Below are 14,989 nucleotides of genomic sequence, written 5' to 3'. Positions count from 1 at the left end.
AAAGACCGGCTCATGTGTCCGGCCTTCCGCGGTTACCCGCTTGTAAGAGCCCTGTCAGAACGGGCTCTGTGAAGAGCGCAGCCCGGAGGGGCCGCCTGTTGCACGATCCGGACACCATGGGCGCCCGGACCGCTGTCTTGCTTGGGTCGTGCCCCAATGGGAGCGCGACCCGGCTTGATCAACCCAGCTGCATGCCGTGCGAGAGACCCGGCGGCGGCCAATTCTCCAGCTTCATGCCCAGTGCCAGGCCGCGACTGCCCAGAACGTCCTTGATTTCGGTCAGGGACTTCTTGCCGAGGTTCGGCGTCTTCAGCAGCTCGACCTCGGTCTTCTGCACCAGATCGCCGATGTAGTAGATGCTCTCGGCCTTGAGGCAGTTCGCCGAACGAACTGTGAGTTCCAGGTCGTCGATCGGGCGCAGCAGCAGCGGATCGAAACCGCTCTTCTCCGCCTTCTCGGTGGCGCTCTCGCGGCGCGAGAAGTCACCGAACACCGACAGCTGATCGTTGAGGATCTCGGCAGCCTTGCGTACTGCGTCTTCCGCACCGATGGTGCCGTTGGTCTCGATGTCCAGCACCAGCTTGTCGAGGTTGGTGCGCTGTTCCACACGGGCCGCATCCACCTCGTAGGCCACGCGGCGCACCGGAGCGAACGACGCATCCAGCTGCAGACGACCGATCGGGCGAGCCTCGTCGTCGGGGTGCTGACGCGCGCTGGCCGGCTGGTAGCCGACGCCGCGACGCACACGCAGACGCATGTTGAGGGCGATGTCCTTGGTCAGGTGGCAGATCACGTGCTCGGGATTGATGATCTCGACCGTGTGATCCACGGTGATGTCGCCAGCGGTGACCACACCCTTGCCCTTCTTCGAAAGAGTCAGGGTGACTTCATCGCCGGTGTGCTGGCGGATAGCCACGTCCTTGAGGTTCAACAGGACTTCGATGACGTCCTCCTGAAGACCCTCGAGCGTGGTGTACTCATGCAGCACGCCATCGATTTCAACTTCGATGATGGCGCTGCCGGGGATCGACGAGAGCAGCACGCGACGCAGCGCGTTGCCCAGGGTGTGGCCAAAGCCACGCTCAAGCGGCTCGACCACCACCCGTGCATGGTTGGCTCCAAGCTGCTCGACGCTGAGGCCGCGAGGCCGCAGCACGCTAGTTGACGAAACTGCCATGCAAGGCTCCGGTAGATTACTTCGAGTAAAGCTCGACGATCAGGGCTTCATTGATGTCGGACGGCAGGTCGCCACGATCAGGCAGGGCCTTGAACGTACCGGCGAACTTCTTGGCGTCGACTTCCACCCACGACGGACGAAGGTCCATGGTGTCGAACACGGTCGCTGCTTCCTGCACGCGCAGCTGGGTGCGGGCGCGCTCGGTGAGTGCAATCTCGTCACCCGGCTTGACCTGGTACGACGGAATGTTCACCTTCTTGCCATTGACCAGCACTGCCTTGTGGGCAACCAGCTGGCGAGCCTGGGCGCGGGTGACCGCAAAGCCCATGCGATAGACGACGTTGTCCAGACGGCTTTCGAGCAGGCGCAGCAGGTTTTCACCAGTGTTGCCCTTGAGGGTCGACGCCTTGGCGTAGTAGTTGCTGAACTGACGCTCGAGCACGCCGTAGATACGCTTGACCTTCTGCTTTTCACGCAGCTGCACGGCGTAGTCGGACAAGCGCATGCGCTTGTTGACGCCATGCTGTCCGGGCTTGTTTTCCAGCTTGCACTTGGAGTCCAGCGCGCGGGCCGGGCTCTTCAGGCTGAGGTCAGCACCCTCGCGGCGGGCGAGCTTGCAGGTAGCTCCACGATAACGGGCCATGGGTAACTCCTTAGACTCGACGCTTCTTGGGGGGACGGCAGCCGTTATGCGGAATCGGCGTGACGTCAATGATGTTGAGGACCTTGTAGCCCAGTGCGTTCAGCGAACGAACCGCCGACTCGCGACCCGGACCCGGGCCCTTGATACGCACTTCCACGGTCTTCACACCGTAGTCGCCCGCAGCACGGCCAGCCTTCTCGGCGGCCACCTGGGCTGCGAACGGGGTCGACTTGCGCGAACCGCGGAAACCCGCGCCGCCCGCAGTCGCCCACGACAGAGCGTTGCCCTGACGGTCGGTGATGGTGACGATGGTGTTGTTGAAGGAGGCCTGCACGTGGGCCACGGCATCCGTGACAACGCGCTTGATCTTCTTCTTGGTCTTGACCGGCTTAGCCATGAGAATAAATACCTGTTACTTCTTGATGGCGCGACGCGGACCCTTGCGGGTACGTGCGTTCGTCTTCGTGCGCTGGCCGCGCACCGGCAGGCCGCGACGATGACGCAGGCCCCGATAGCACCCCAGATCCATCAGGCGCTTGATGGCCATGCCCACTTCACGGCGCAGGTCACCTTCGACGACATACTTGGCGATTTCGTGGCGGATCTTCTCCACCTCGCCTTCGCTAAGCGACTTGATCGGCGTGGTGGGAACCACGCCAGCGTCCACACAGACCTTCTTGGCCCGGCTACGGCCAATGCCGTAAATGCTTTGCAGGCCAACCCACACATGCTTGTGGACCGGCAAATTGACACCCGCGATGCGCGCCATGATGTACTTTCTCCGATGCGTTTCGTGCGCGGTAAACGCGCAATTTTAACCTGAATTACCTTGACAGGAAAGCCCTGCGGTACCCAGGCACCGCGTACTCCCCGATTTGGCCTAGCCGTCCGCCATTCAACCGCGGCGCAGATTGGCCTTCTTGAGCAGACCTTCGTACTGATGACTGACCAAATGCGCCTGGATCTGCGCCGTGAAGTCCATCACCACCACAACCACGATCAGCAATGAGGTGCCACCGAAATAGAACGGAACATGCCAGTAGCTCTGCATGAACGTCGGCACCAGGCAGACCAGCACCAGATACAGTGCCCCGACCCCGGTCAGACGCGTCATCACGGCATCGATGTACTCCGCCGTGGAACGGCCTGGTCGGATACCCGGAATCAGCGCACCCGAACGCTTGAGGTTGTCTGCCGTCTCTTCCGAATTGAACACAATCGCGGTGTAGAAGAAGGCAAACGTGATCACCAGTACTGCATAGATCAGCGCCCAGACCGGCTCACCGGGAGACAGCATCTGGGTCATGTCCTGAAGCCAGCGCGCCTGATGACCGGCACCGAACCAGGTGGCCGCGGTCGCCGGGAACATCAACAGGCTCGATGCGAAGATCGGCGGGATCACGCCCGACATGTTGATCTTGAGCGGCAGGTGCGATGTCTGGTTCATGTAGGCCCGCTGGCCGCCGGAACGCCGCGCGTAGTTCACCGTGATGCGTCGCTGCGCGCGCTCCACGAAGACCACGAACGCCGTCACCACCAGCACCGCAGCCACGACCATGATCAGCATCAGCACCGAAAGCTCGCCGTTGTTCGCCATGCCCAGAGTATGGGCAACCGCACCGGGAAGACCCGCCACGATACCGGCGAAGATCAGCAGCGAGATACCGTTGCCGATACCGCGCTCGGTCATCTGCTCACCCAGCCACATCAGGAACATGGAGCCGGCAGTCAGACCCACCACCGCCGACAGCACGAAGCCATAACCGGGCATGTAGACGACCGGCATGCCGCCAGTGGACTGCTTCATCAGCGCCATCGAGATGCCGAAAGCCTGGAAGGCCGACAACCCCACCGTGCCGAAGCGGGTGTACATGGTCAGCGTACGCTGGCCAGCCTGACCCTCTTTCTTGAGAGCCTGCAGACTCGGGATCACCGACCCCATCATCTGCACCACGATCGACGCGGAGATGTAAGGCACCACGCCCAGCGCGAAGACCGAGAAACGCCCCAGCGAACCACCCGAGAACATGTTGAACATGTCCAGCAGGCCACCGCTCTGTCCGACGAGTCGGGTCATCGCGTCCGGGTTGACACCCGGCACCGGAATGAACGAGCCGAGCCGGTACACGATCAGTGCACCGATCACGAACAGGATGCGCTGACGAAGCTCCGTCAGCTTTCCGGTGGTTCCAGGCAACTTGCCCTTGGCTGCCGGCACCGCCGATTACTCCACGCTGCCGCCGGCAGCCTCGATGGCCGCCTTGGCGCCGACCGTCGCAAGCAGGCCGGAAAGCTTCACCGCACGGCCGATCTCGCCCTTGGCGACGACCTTGACCTTCTTGGCATGGCTGTCGATCAGGCCAGCCTGATGCAGCACGACCACGTCGATCACGTCGGCCTTCAGGTTGGCAAGCTGGTACAGGAATACCTGCTGGCTCTCGGCTTTCTTCTTGGAGCGGAAGCCGACCTTCGGCAGACGACGCTGCAGCGGCATCTGACCGCCTTCGAAACCGAACTTGTGGGTACCGCCGGCACGGGCATGCTGACCCTTGTGGCCGCGACCGGCCGTCTTGCCCAGGCCCGAGCCAATACCGCGACCGACGCGCAGACGCGACTTGCGCGAACCTTCGGCCGGCTTGATGTCATTCAGACGCATGATGCTTACTCCTCGACCCGGACCAGGTAGTAGACCGTGTTGATCAGGCCACGCACCTGCGGGCTGTCCTTCAGTTCACGGACGTCGTTGAGCTTGTTCAGACCCAGCGCCTTGACGCTGAGACGATGACGGTTCTGCACACCGCGCAGGCCCTTGACCAGGCGCACGCGCACGGTGGCGGCTTCGTTCTGCTTAGCCATGGCCCAGCACCTCTTCCACGGTCTTGCCACGCTTGGCGGCGATCTGCTTCGGCGAGGCGATCGCCTGCAGGCCCTTGATGGTGGCGCGCACCAGGTTGATCGGGTTGCGCGAACCGACGGCCTTGGCCAGCACGTTCTTCACGCCGACCACTTCCAGCACGGCGCGCATGGCACCGCCAGCGATCACGCCGGTACCTTCGGCAGCCGGCTGCATGTAGACGCGGGCCGCACCGTGGTTGGCCTTGATGGCGTACCACAGGGTGCCGTTGTTGAGATCGATGTTCACCATGTTGCGGCGCGCACGCTCCATCGCCTTGGAGATGGCAACCGGCACTTCACGTGCCTTGCCATAGCCAAAGCCAACTTTGCCTTCGCCATCGCCGACCACGGTCAGCGCGGTGAAACTCATCTGGCGGCCACCCTTCACGGTCTTGGCCACGCGGTTGACGGCAATCAGCTTCTCGAGCAGGCCGTCCGAATTTTCGCGATCGTTAGAGGACATGCTTTTTTCCATGTGCCCGGACAGCCCGGGACTTTGCTTGCGGCTGAGCCGCTTGGAGTTGTAGGTATTTCAGTTGGCGCCCCACAGGGCGCCACAGCATCAGAACTTCAGGCCGGCTTCACGAGCCGCGTCGGCCAGAGCCTTGATGCGACCGTGATAGCGGAAACCGGAGCGGTCGAACGCCACGGATTCGACACCGGCAGCCAGCGCACGCTCGGCCACCGCCTTGCCCACGGCCGCGGCCGCGGTCAGGTTCTTGGTGCCCTTGAGGCCGTCGGAGATCGACTTCTGCACGGTCGAGGCAGCGGCAACCACCTTTTCGCCAGCGGCGTCGAACACCTGGGCGTAAAGATGCTGACCGGTGCGATGCACCGACAGACGGGCCACACCGAGCTTGCGGATGTGGGAACGGGTGGCCTTGGCGCGGCGCAGACGGGATTCGTTCTTGTTCATCGTCATAAATTCCTCGAAGCGGATCGACCGTTAGGCCTTCTTGGCTTCCTTCAGGGAGATCTTCTCGCCGGCGTAGCGCACGCCCTTGCCCTTGTAGGGCTCCGGCGGACGGAAGCTGCGGATCTTCGCCGCCACTTCGCCCACGCGCTGCTTGTCGGCACCCTTGATAAGCACTTCGGTCTGCGTCGGGGTTTCCAGGCTGATCCCTTCCGGCGCATCGAACACCACCGGGTGCGAATAGCCCAGGCTCAGGTTCAGCGCCTTGCCCTGCATGGAAGCACGGTAACCGACGCCCACCAGCTCGAGCTTGCGCTCGTAGCCGTCGGACACGCCCTTGACCATGTTGGCGATCAGCGCACGCGCGGTACCACCGAACTTGTCATCGGCACCTTCGGCGAGCGAAATGCTGGCGACACCATCATTCACGACAACCGACACGCCCGGCAGGACATGCGTCGACAGCGCGCCCTTCGGGCCCTTCACGGTAATGCCATCGTCGGCGACCTTGAGTTCCACGCCCTTGGGCAGGGAAATCGGCATTTTGGCAACACGAGACATCGTCGACTCCTTAAGCGACCTGGCCGATGACTTCGCCGCCCAGACCCTTGGCACGGGCCTGCGCATCGGTCAGCAGACCGGCGGAAGTCGAGATGATCGAGATACCCAGACCGCCGAGCACCTTCGGCAGCTCGTCCTTGCCGCGGTAGACGCGCAGGCCCGAGCGGGAAACACGGGAAATGCTCTCGATGGCCGGACGGCCTTCGAAGTACTTCAGCTTGATTTCGAGCACCGGCTTGCCTTCCAGGTCGGAGGCTTGGGCGTCGAGAATATAGCCCTCGTTCTTCAGCAGGCTGGCGATGGCCAGCTTCAGCTTCGAGGACGGCATGCTTACGGTCTTCTTGCCCGTGAGCTGGGCATTGCGGACGCGCGTAAACATGTCGGCGATGGGATCAGTCATGCTCATGAAAACATCCTTCAGAGTGCACCGATATCCGAAAAACCGGAGATCAATTGGATTGTATGCCCGCAAGACGACGTACCCGCCTTACGCAGACGGACGACTATAACAGGCTTTCCGGGTTTTGGCGAATACCGGGGCTTGCGATTGCTTCCACCGACGGACCGCGGTCCGTCGGTGGGCCAGGATCGGACAGAACGGAGTCTGTCCGGCACCGGGACAGGTTTGTTACCAGCTGGCCTTGCGCAGGCCGGGCACGTCGCCACGCATAGTGGCTTCGCGCAGCTTGTTGCGGCCAAGGCCGAACTTGCTGTAGACACCGCGCGGACGACCGGTCAGGGCGCAACGGTTGCGCTGACGCACCGGGCTGGCATCACGCGGCAGCTTCTGCAGCTTGCCCTGCGCGTCCATCTTTTCGTCATACGAAGCGGTGGCGCTCAGCACGATCGCCTTCAGTTCGGCACGCTTGGCAGCGTACTTCTTGACGAGCTTGGTCCGCTTGATATCGCGGTTGACCATCGAGGTCTTTGCCATGGTTTCTCTCTCGCGTAATCAGTTGCGGAACGGGAAGCTGAAGGCTTCCAGCAACGCCTTGGCTTCTTCGTCGCTCTTCGCGGTGGTGGTAATGGCGATATCCATACCACGCATCGCGTCGACGGCGTCGAAATCAATTTCCGGGAAGATGATCTGTTCCTTCACGCCGAAGTTGTAGTTACCGCGGCCGTCGAAGGCGCGACCCGACACGCCGCGGAAGTCGCGGACGCGGGGCAGCGAGATGTTGATCAGGCGATCCAGAAATTCCCACATCTGGGCACGGCGCAGGGTCACCTTGCAGCCGATCGGCCAGCCGTCACGGATCTTGAACGAGGCGACAGACACGCGCGCCTTGGTCGTCACCGGCTTCTGGCCGGAGATCTTGGCCATGTCGGCAACGGCGTTCTCGAGCACCTTCTTGTTGCCCGCGGCTTCGCCCACGCCCATGTTCAGCGTGATCTTGGTGATGCGGGGAACCTGCATCACGTTCTGGTAGCCGAATTTCTCGGTGAGCTTCGCAACTACCTGGTCTTTGTAGAATTTTTCAAGGCGCGTCATGATCGTGTTCCTTACGCGTCCACCACTTCGCCACTGGAGCGGAACACGCGGACCTTGCGCCCATCTTCAAGCGTCTTGGCACCCACGCGCTCACCCTTGCCGGTGGCGGAGTTGAACAGCTGTACATTGGAGATATGGATCGAAGCCTCACGCTCGACGATTCCGCCGGGCTGGTTGGCTTGCGGATTGGCCTTGGTGTGGCGCTTGACCAGGTTCACGTTTGCGACGAACACACGCTCGCCTGCAACGCGGAGCACGTCACCACGCTGGCCCTTGTTCTTGCCGGCGATCACGATGACCTGATCGCCCTTGCGGATACGGTTCATGGGTTCAGTCTCCGCTTCAGAGCACTTCGGGCGCGAGCGAGACGATCTTCATGAACTTCTCGCTGCGCAGCTCACGCGTCACCGGCCCGAAGATACGGGTGCCGATCGGCTCGAGCTTGTTGTTGAGGAGCACCGCTGCATTGCCGTCGAAACGGATCAGCGAGCCATCGGGACGACGTACACCCTTGGCAGTACGAACCACCACGGCGTTGTAGACCTCGCCCTTCTTCACCTTGCCACGGGGAATGGCATCCTTCACGGCGACCTTGATCACGTCACCGATCGCGGCGTAACGGCGCTTGGAGCCACCGAGCACCTTGATGCACATCAGTTCCTTGGCACCGCTGTTGTCCGCTGCGGAAAGCGTGCTTTGCATCTGGATCATGTCTGCACCCTCTCCGTTAGACGTTCGCGCGCGTGATGATCTCGATCACGCGGTGATGCTTGGTCTTGGACAGCGGACGGCACTCCGCAATGCGTACCACGTCGCCCTCGTTCGCGCCCATTTCGTCCTGCGCGTGGAGCTTGGTGGAACGGCGAACGATCTTGCCGAGCAGGCTGTGCTGCACCTGGCGCTCGATCAGAACGGTAACCGTCTTGTCCATCTTGTTGCTGATGACACGACCCTCGAGGGTACGTGCCTGCTTGTTGTTCTCGCTCATGTCCGCCGTCCCTTACTTCTTGCCGCCGAGCACGAACTTCGTGCGGGCGATGTCACGCCGAACGCGGCGCAGCTGGTGCGGCTGGCTGAGCTGGCCGGAACCTTTCTGCATGCGCAGGTTGAACTGCTCCTTGCGCAGGTCCAGCAGATGCTGCTTCAGCTCTTCGGCCGACTTGGTGGTCAGATCTTTGATAGCCATATCACATCACCGCCCGGGTCACGAACTGGGTCTGTACCGAGAGCTTGGCGGCAGCCAGGCGGAACGCCTCGCGCGCCGTGATCTCGTCGACACCCTCGATTTCATAAAGCATGCGGCCGGGCTGGATCGGGGCGACCCAGAACTCCACGCCACCCTTACCGGCGCCCATTCGGACTTCGATCGGCTTCTTGGTGATCGGCTTGTCCGGGAACACGCGGATCCACAGCTTGCCGCCACGCTTGACGAAACGGGTGATGCAACGACGACCGGCCTCGATCTGGCGAGCGGTGAGCTGGCCGTGAGTGGTCGCCTTCAGCCCGTATTCGCCGAAGCTGACAAGGTTCGAGCACTGCGCCAGACCGTCGTTACGGCCCTTGAACTGCTTGCGGTATTTGGTTCGCTTGGGTTGCAGCATGGCAACTCTCCTTACTTCGCCGTCCGCTCGCGGCGGCCTTCACCGCCCTCGCGACGCGCTTCACGACGACCTTCGCCACCTTCGCGGCGCGGCTGCGACTGCTCGTCCTTCGACTCCTGGCCAACCTGCGCCATGTCGAAGATCTCGCCCTTGTAGACCCACACCTTGATGCCGATGATGCCGTAGGTGGTCTTCGCCTCGGCAAAACCGTAGTCGATGTCGGCACGCAGGGTGTGAAGCGGCACGCGGCCTTCGCGACTCCATTCGGAGCGGGCGATCTCGGCACCGTTCAGACGACCGGAAACGTTGATCTTGATACCCAGCGCGCCCAGACGCATCGCATTGCCCACCGCACGCTTCATGGCGCGACGGAACATGATGCGGCGCTCCAGCTGCTGCGCGATCGACTCGGCGACCAGCTGCGCGTCGAGCTCGGGCTTGCGCACTTCGTTGACATTGATGTGCGCCGGAACGCCCATCATGTCCGAGACTTCCTTGCGCAGCTTCTCGATATCCTCGCCCTTCTTGCCGATCACCACGCCCGGACGGGCGGTGTGGATCGTCACGCGGGCGGTCTTGGCCGGACGCTCGATCTGGATCTTCGAGATACCGGCCTGGGCCAGCTTCTTGCGCAGCATCTCGCGGACCTTCAGGTCAGCCGCGAGGTACTGGGCGTACTCGCCCTTGTTGGCATACCACTTCGAGTTCCAGTCCTTGGCAATGCCGAGGCGGATACCGGTGGGGTGAACTTTATGACCCATCGTCTTCTATCCTCAGTCAGTCGCCAACGACGACAGTGATGTGGCTGGTGCGCTTCAGGATCCGCGAACCGCGGCCCTTTGCACGGGCATACATGCGCTTCATCGCCGGACCTTCGTCCACGAAGATGCGGGACACCTTCAGGTCGTCGACATCGGCGCCGAGATTGTTCTCGGCGTTGGCGACGGCAGACAGCAGCACCTTGCGGACAAGGTGGGCAGCCTTCTTGTTGGTGAACTGGAGCACGTCGCTGGCGCGGCCCACGGGCATGCCGCGGACCAGGTCAGCCACCAGGCGTGCCTTCTGCGCCGAGATGCGGGCGCTGCGCAGGATCGCTTTGGCTTCGGTGCTCATCTTACTTGCCCTTCTTGTCGCCGCCGTGGCCCTTGAAGGTGCGGGTCACCGCGAACTCGCCGAGCTTGTGCCCGACCATGTTCTCGTTGACGAGCACCGGCACGTGCTGGCGACCGTTGTGGATGGCGATGGTGAGTCCCACCATTTCCGGCAGGATCATCGAGCGACGCGACCAGGTCTTGATCGGGCGCTTGTTGTTGGCGGAAACCGCAGCTTCCACCTTCTTCACGAGGTGAAGGTCGACGAAGGGACCTTTCTTCAATGAACGCGGCATGTCGGTTTCCTGTTACTTGCGACGACGCACGATGAACTGCTGCGTGCGCTTGTTGTTGCGGGTCTTGTAGCCCTTGGTCGGCGTGCCCCACGGGCTGACCGGATGACGGCCACCGGAGGTACGGCCTTCACCACCGCCGTGCGGATGGTCGACCGGGTTCATCACCACACCGCGCACGGTCGGGCGGATACCCATCCAGCGCTTCACACCAGCCTTGCCCAGCTTCTTCAGGCTGTGCTCGGAATTGCCGACTTCGCCGATGGTGGCGCGGCACTCGACCGGCACCCGGCGCATTTCGCCGGAACGCAGACGGAGCGTGGCGTAACCGGACTCGCGCGCAACCAACTGGACCGAGGCACCGGCACTGCGAGCGATCTGGGCGCCCTTGCCGGGCTTCATCTCGATGCAGTGGATGGTCGAACCAACCGGAATGTTGCGCAGCGGAAGGCTGTTGCCGGCCTTGATCGGTGCATCACGACCCGAGACCAGACGATCGCCGACCACCACACCCTTCGGCGCGATGATGTAACGACGCTCGCCATCGGCGTAGCACAGCAGCGCGATGTGCGCGGTGCGGTTCGGATCGTATTCGATGCGCTCGACCTTGGCGGCAACGCCTTCCTTGTCGCGCTTGAAGTCGATGATGCGGTAATGCTGCTTGTGGCCGCCACCGCGATGACGCGTGGTGATACGGCCGAAGTGGTTGCGGCCACCGGTCTTGGACTGGGACTCGACCAGCGGCGCATACGGCGCGCCCTTGTGCAGGCCTTCGGTGCGGACGCTTACCGCGTCGCGACGGCCCGGCGAGGTCGGCTTGTGATTGATTAGTGCCATCTCACGAAACTCCTGGCTCAGGCCTTGGCAGACACGTCAATGGTCTGACCGTCGGCGAGGCGCACATACGCCTTGCGCTTGCCCTGGCGGTTGCCAGCGCGGAAACGGAAGGACTTGACCTTGCCCTTGGTGTTGACGAGGTTCACCTGCTCGACCTTGACGTCGAACATCTTCTCCACCGCCGCGCGGACATCGGCCTTGGTCGCCTCGGGGGCAACCACGAACACGTACTGGTTGCTCTCGGCCAGGCGCGCAGCCTTCTCGGAGATGTACGGGGCACGCAGCGTATTCAGAATGCGTTCGTTGCTCATGCCAGCCACTCCTCGATCTTCTTAACCGCCTCGACGGTCACCACCACGTGGTCGGACCCGACCAGGCTGACCGGGTTCAGCGCCATCACGTCGACCACATGCAGGTACGGGATGTTGCGCGCGGCCAGGAACAGCGCCTCGTTGGCATCCTCGGACACCAGCAGCACGCGGCCGGAAACGTCCAGATCCTTCATCTTGGCGATCATCGCCTTGGTCTTCGGCTGCTCGATGCCGAAACCCTCGACCACCTTCAGGCGGCCCTGGCGGTTCAGCTCGGACAGGATCGAGCGGATCGCCACGCGATACGACTTGCGGTTGACCTTCTGCTCATAGCTGCGGGGCTTGGCCGCGAAAGCCACACCGCCGCCGACGAAGATCGGGGCGCGGTAGTCGCCGTGACGCGCACCGCCGCCCTTCTGCTTCTTGAACTTCTTGGTGGTACCCGACAGCTCACCACGCGTCAGCTGCGCCTTGGTACCGGCGCGACCGCCGGCCTGGTACGCAACCACCACCTGGTGGATCAGGGCCTGCTTGAACTCACCGCCGAACACTTCGTCCGACACGCTGAGCGGCTTGGCGCCAATGACATTCAGTTCCATGGCGTCTCTCCTCAACCCTTGGTGGTCGGACGGATCACGACGTCGCCACCGGTCGCACCGGGGACGGCACCCTTCACCGCGATCAGATGACGCTCGGCGTCGACCTTGACCACTTCCAGACCCTGCTGCGTGCGGTTCACCGCACCCATGTGACCGGCCATCTTCTTGCCGGGGAACACGCGGCCCGGCGTCTGACGCTGACCGATCGAACCCGGAGCACGGTGCGACAGCGAGTTACCGTGCGTCGCGTCGCCCATCTTGAAGTTGTGGCGCTTGATGGTGCCCTGGAAGCCCTTGCCCTTGGACACACCGGCAACGTCCACGATCTGACCAACGGCGAACAGCTCGTCAGCCTTGATCTCGGCACCCACCGTGTACTTGCCGAGGTCGTCGGCAGACACGCGGAACTCCCAGAGACCGCGACCCGGCTCAACCTTGGCCTTGGCGTAGTGGCCCTTCAGCGGCGCCGTCAGCAGGCTGGCGCGCTTCACGCCCGCCGCGACCTGCACCGCGCTGTAGCCATCGTTATCTTCCGTCTTCAACTGAGTGACGCGATTCGGGGTGGCTTCAATCAGCGTCACCGGAATCGAGCGTCCGTCTTCAGTGAAGAGTCGGCTCATGCCGCACTTGCGGCCAACCAGTCCGATACTCATCTTCGTATCCTGTCTATCGCTCAGCCAAGCTTGATCTGGACATCCACGCCTGCGGCGAGGTCAAGCTTCATGAGCGCGTCCACGGTTTTGTCGTTGGGGTCGACGATGTCGAGCACACGCTTGTGCGTACGGGTCTCGTACTGGTCGCGCGCGTCCTTGTCGACGTGAGGCGACACCAGAATGGTGTAGCGCTCGATCTTGGTCGGGAGCGGAATCGGGCCGAGCACCGTAGCGCCCGTGCGCTTGGCCGTCTCGACGATCTCGCTGGCCGAACGGTCGATCAGACGATGATCGAACGCCTTGAGCCGGATGCGAATCTTCTGGTTCGCCATAAACCGTGTCCTGTTATCGAAAGAACAAATACTGTGAATCGAGGGGCTTCTCACCGCCTCGCACAACCCTGGTACAACACGACACCGCGCTTTTATGCCACGGTGAATTCACAACTATACACGGTTTTTCAGCACATGTCCCACTTTTTTTATGGGCGCACAGAAAAACCGGTGGCTTTCGCCACCGCCAAAGGGCTCGGCACTAATGGCACCGACCCTTCGACCCAACTCTCGCCCCACCTAGGTGGGGCGAGTTTCTCTAGCCAAAAGCCCTGCTAGCGCCACCTTTCCAGATGGCAAGGGTCAAGCCCGGCATCCCGCCGGAACCCCGCAAAGCAATTACTTGACGATCTTGGCGACGACGCCGGCGCCGACGGTACGACCGCCTTCGCGGATCGCGAAGCGCAGGCCCTCGTCCATCGCGATCGGGTGGATCAGGCTCACCACCATCTTCACGTTGTCGCCAGGCATCACCATCTCGACGCCTTCCGGCAGCTGCACCGCGCCCGTCACGTCCGTCGTGCGGAAGTAGAACTGCGGACGGTAGCCCTTGAAGAACGGCGTGTGACGACCACCCTCGTCCTTCGACAGCACGTACACCTCGGCCTCGAAGTCCGTGTGCGGCGTGATCGAACCCGGCTTGGCCAGCACCTGGCCACGCTCCACTTCGTCACGCTTCGTGCCGCGCAGCAGCAGGCCCACGTTGTCGCCCGCCTGGCCCTGGTCCAGCAGCTTGCGGAACATTTCAACGCCGGTCACCGTCGTCTTGGTGGTCGGGCGGATACCGACAATCTCGATTTCCTCGCCCACCTTGATGATGCCGCGCTCCACGCGACCGGTCACCACCGTGCCACGACCCGAGATCGAGAACACGTCTTCGACCGGCATCAGAAACGGCTTGTCGATGTCGCGCTGCGGTTCCGGAATGTACGAATCCAGCGCATCCACCAGCGCGATGATCGCCGGCACGCCGATTTCGCTCTGATCACCTTCCAGCGCCTTCAGCGCCGAACCCTTGATGATCGGCGTGTCGTCGCCCGGGAAGTCGTACTTCGACAGCAGCTCGCGCACTTCCATCTCGACCAGCTCGAGCAGCTCGGCGTCGTCCACCATGTCGGCCTTGTTCAGGAACACGACGATGTACGGCACGCCCACCTGGCGCGACAGCAGGATGTGTTCGCGCGTCTGCGGCATCGGGCCGTCAGCGGCCGAGCACACCAGGATCGCGCCGTCCATCTGCGCCGCACCCGTGATCATGTTCTTCACGTAGTCCGCGTGACCCGGGCAGTCCACGTGCGCGTAGTGGCGCGTCGGCGATTCGTATTCCACGTGTGCGGTGGAAATCGTGATGCCGCGTGCCTTTTCTTCCGGCGCCGCGTCGATCGCGTCGTAGGCCTTGAATTCGCCGCCAAACCGTTCCGCACCGATCTTCGTCAGTGCCGCCGTCAGCGTCGTCTTGCCGTGGTCCACGTGTCCGATCGTGCCCACGTTGACGTGCGGCTTGGTGCGTTCGAATTTACCCTTTGCCATGGCTGGAAACCTCTAGATGAACCTTATTGGAACTTTTGGATGAGCAGCCATGGGTGGCTGC

At 62.6% G+C, this 14,989-nt stretch carries 27 protein-coding genes; all 27 read right to left on the bottom strand.

Going from position 1 to position 14,989, the window contains the following annotated elements; all coding sequences use genetic code 11:
• Positions 1-178: 178 nt before the first annotated feature.
• The 27 genes from RA164_RS04495 to tuf all read right to left on the bottom strand — a co-directional run bounded on the left by RA164_RS04495 (position 179) and on the right by tuf (position 14,928).
• On the bottom strand, positions 179-1,177 hold the full coding sequence (locus RA164_RS04495; protein ID WP_329742769.1) for a DNA-directed RNA polymerase subunit alpha: 999 nt from the start codon (positions 1,175-1,177) through the stop codon (positions 179-181).
• A 16-nt stretch (positions 1,178-1,193) separates the two neighbouring features.
• Positions 1,194-1,820 (bottom strand): 30S ribosomal protein S4, encoded by a 627-nt coding sequence (gene rpsD / locus RA164_RS04490; protein ID WP_329742768.1) that lies wholly within the window; start codon positions 1,818-1,820, stop codon positions 1,194-1,196.
• A 10-nt stretch (positions 1,821-1,830) separates the two neighbouring features.
• Positions 1,831-2,217 carry a 30S ribosomal protein S11 gene (gene rpsK, locus RA164_RS04485; protein ID WP_007513384.1) on the bottom strand — a complete coding sequence of 129 codons (387 nt, stop codon included), beginning with the start codon at positions 2,215-2,217 and terminating at the stop codon, positions 1,831-1,833.
• Between the two features lie 15 nt (positions 2,218-2,232).
• Positions 2,233-2,589 carry a 30S ribosomal protein S13 gene (rpsM, locus tag RA164_RS04480; RefSeq protein WP_329742767.1) on the bottom strand — a complete coding sequence of 119 codons (357 nt, stop codon included), beginning with the start codon at positions 2,587-2,589 and terminating at the stop codon, positions 2,233-2,235.
• A 126-nt stretch (positions 2,590-2,715) separates the two neighbouring features.
• Positions 2,716-4,038 carry a preprotein translocase subunit SecY gene (secY, locus tag RA164_RS04475; RefSeq protein WP_329742766.1) on the bottom strand — a complete coding sequence of 441 codons (1,323 nt, stop codon included), beginning with the start codon at positions 4,036-4,038 and terminating at the stop codon, positions 2,716-2,718.
• A gap of 6 nt (positions 4,039-4,044) precedes the next feature.
• Complete coding sequence (gene rplO, locus RA164_RS04470; protein ID WP_329742765.1) at positions 4,045-4,476, bottom strand: 50S ribosomal protein L15; 432 nt, start codon at positions 4,474-4,476, stop codon at positions 4,045-4,047.
• 5 nt (positions 4,477-4,481) lie between these two features.
• Positions 4,482-4,676: a 50S ribosomal protein L30 gene (rpmD, locus tag RA164_RS04465; protein ID WP_329742764.1), complete on the bottom strand. Its 195-nt coding sequence runs from the start codon at positions 4,674-4,676 to the stop codon at positions 4,482-4,484.
• A complete protein-coding gene (gene rpsE, locus RA164_RS04460; RefSeq protein WP_329742763.1) occupies positions 4,669-5,178 on the bottom strand; it encodes a 30S ribosomal protein S5 in 510 nt (169 codons plus the stop codon). The genes rpmD and rpsE overlap by 8 nt, the downstream gene beginning before the upstream one ends.
• A gap of 99 nt (positions 5,179-5,277) precedes the next feature.
• Positions 5,278-5,637 carry a 50S ribosomal protein L18 gene (rplR, locus tag RA164_RS04455; protein ID WP_329742762.1) on the bottom strand — a complete coding sequence of 120 codons (360 nt, stop codon included), beginning with the start codon at positions 5,635-5,637 and terminating at the stop codon, positions 5,278-5,280.
• A 24-nt stretch (positions 5,638-5,661) separates the two neighbouring features.
• On the bottom strand, positions 5,662-6,189 hold the full coding sequence (gene rplF / locus RA164_RS04450; RefSeq protein WP_329742761.1) for a 50S ribosomal protein L6: 528 nt from the start codon (positions 6,187-6,189) through the stop codon (positions 5,662-5,664).
• 10 nt (positions 6,190-6,199) lie between these two features.
• Positions 6,200-6,595 carry a 30S ribosomal protein S8 gene (gene rpsH / locus RA164_RS04445; protein ID WP_329742760.1) on the bottom strand — a complete coding sequence of 132 codons (396 nt, stop codon included), beginning with the start codon at positions 6,593-6,595 and terminating at the stop codon, positions 6,200-6,202.
• Positions 6,596-6,817: 222 nt separating this feature from the next.
• Positions 6,818-7,123 carry a 30S ribosomal protein S14 gene (rpsN, locus tag RA164_RS04440; RefSeq protein ID WP_329742759.1) on the bottom strand — a complete coding sequence of 102 codons (306 nt, stop codon included), beginning with the start codon at positions 7,121-7,123 and terminating at the stop codon, positions 6,818-6,820.
• An 18-nt stretch (positions 7,124-7,141) separates the two neighbouring features.
• A complete protein-coding gene (gene rplE / locus RA164_RS04435; RefSeq protein WP_329743479.1) occupies positions 7,142-7,684 on the bottom strand; it encodes a 50S ribosomal protein L5 in 543 nt (180 codons plus the stop codon).
• A gap of 8 nt (positions 7,685-7,692) precedes the next feature.
• On the bottom strand, positions 7,693-8,007 hold the full coding sequence (gene rplX, locus RA164_RS04430) for a 50S ribosomal protein L24 (RefSeq protein ID WP_329742758.1): 315 nt from the start codon (positions 8,005-8,007) through the stop codon (positions 7,693-7,695).
• A gap of 16 nt (positions 8,008-8,023) precedes the next feature.
• Positions 8,024-8,392, bottom strand: coding sequence for a 50S ribosomal protein L14 (rplN, locus tag RA164_RS04425; RefSeq protein WP_008209963.1), 369 nt, complete (start codon positions 8,390-8,392; stop codon positions 8,024-8,026).
• A gap of 16 nt (positions 8,393-8,408) precedes the next feature.
• The gene (rpsQ, locus tag RA164_RS04420) at positions 8,409-8,669 is read right to left on the bottom strand and encodes a 30S ribosomal protein S17 (protein WP_329742757.1); all 261 of its coding nucleotides are present in this window, start codon (positions 8,667-8,669) and stop codon (positions 8,409-8,411) included.
• Positions 8,670-8,681: 12 nt separating this feature from the next.
• Positions 8,682-8,867 (bottom strand): 50S ribosomal protein L29, encoded by a 186-nt coding sequence (gene rpmC / locus RA164_RS04415; RefSeq protein WP_329742756.1) that lies wholly within the window; start codon positions 8,865-8,867, stop codon positions 8,682-8,684.
• Position 8,868: 1 nt separating this feature from the next.
• Complete coding sequence (gene rplP, locus RA164_RS04410; RefSeq protein ID WP_329742755.1) at positions 8,869-9,282, bottom strand: 50S ribosomal protein L16; 414 nt, start codon at positions 9,280-9,282, stop codon at positions 8,869-8,871.
• Between the two features lie 11 nt (positions 9,283-9,293).
• A complete protein-coding gene (gene rpsC / locus RA164_RS04405) occupies positions 9,294-10,043 on the bottom strand; it encodes a 30S ribosomal protein S3 (protein WP_329742754.1) in 750 nt (249 codons plus the stop codon).
• Between the two features lie 16 nt (positions 10,044-10,059).
• Positions 10,060-10,395, bottom strand: a complete 336-nt coding sequence (gene rplV / locus RA164_RS04400; protein WP_329742753.1) for a 50S ribosomal protein L22 — start codon at positions 10,393-10,395, stop codon at positions 10,060-10,062.
• Position 10,396: 1 nt separating this feature from the next.
• Positions 10,397-10,669, bottom strand: coding sequence for a 30S ribosomal protein S19 (rpsS, locus tag RA164_RS04395; RefSeq protein WP_017461870.1), 273 nt, complete (start codon positions 10,667-10,669; stop codon positions 10,397-10,399).
• Positions 10,670-10,681: 12 nt separating this feature from the next.
• Entirely contained in the window at positions 10,682-11,503 is an 822-nt protein-coding gene (rplB, locus tag RA164_RS04390; RefSeq protein ID WP_329742752.1) for a 50S ribosomal protein L2, read from the bottom strand.
• Positions 11,504-11,520: 17 nt separating this feature from the next.
• Positions 11,521-11,814, bottom strand: a complete 294-nt coding sequence (gene rplW, locus RA164_RS04385; RefSeq protein WP_329742751.1) for a 50S ribosomal protein L23 — start codon at positions 11,812-11,814, stop codon at positions 11,521-11,523.
• Positions 11,811-12,413: a 50S ribosomal protein L4 gene (gene rplD / locus RA164_RS04380; protein WP_329742750.1), complete on the bottom strand. Its 603-nt coding sequence runs from the start codon at positions 12,411-12,413 to the stop codon at positions 11,811-11,813. Before rplD ends, rplW begins: the two co-directional genes overlap by 4 nt.
• A gap of 11 nt (positions 12,414-12,424) precedes the next feature.
• The gene (gene rplC / locus RA164_RS04375) at positions 12,425-13,066 is read right to left on the bottom strand and encodes a 50S ribosomal protein L3 (RefSeq protein ID WP_329742749.1); all 642 of its coding nucleotides are present in this window, start codon (positions 13,064-13,066) and stop codon (positions 12,425-12,427) included.
• A gap of 20 nt (positions 13,067-13,086) precedes the next feature.
• Positions 13,087-13,398: a 30S ribosomal protein S10 gene (gene rpsJ / locus RA164_RS04370; protein ID WP_014402136.1), complete on the bottom strand. Its 312-nt coding sequence runs from the start codon at positions 13,396-13,398 to the stop codon at positions 13,087-13,089.
• A 339-nt stretch (positions 13,399-13,737) separates the two neighbouring features.
• On the bottom strand, positions 13,738-14,928 hold the full coding sequence (gene tuf / locus RA164_RS04365) for an elongation factor Tu (RefSeq protein WP_329742737.1): 1,191 nt from the start codon (positions 14,926-14,928) through the stop codon (positions 13,738-13,740).
• Between the last annotated feature and the right edge of the window lie 61 nt (positions 14,929-14,989).

It is taken from the genome of Dyella sp. A6 (genome assembly GCF_036320485.1).
Taxonomy (GTDB): domain Bacteria; phylum Pseudomonadota; class Gammaproteobacteria; order Xanthomonadales; family Rhodanobacteraceae; genus Rhodanobacter_A; species Rhodanobacter_A aluminiiresistens.
This window is presented reverse-complemented; position numbering and strand designations above follow the sequence as displayed.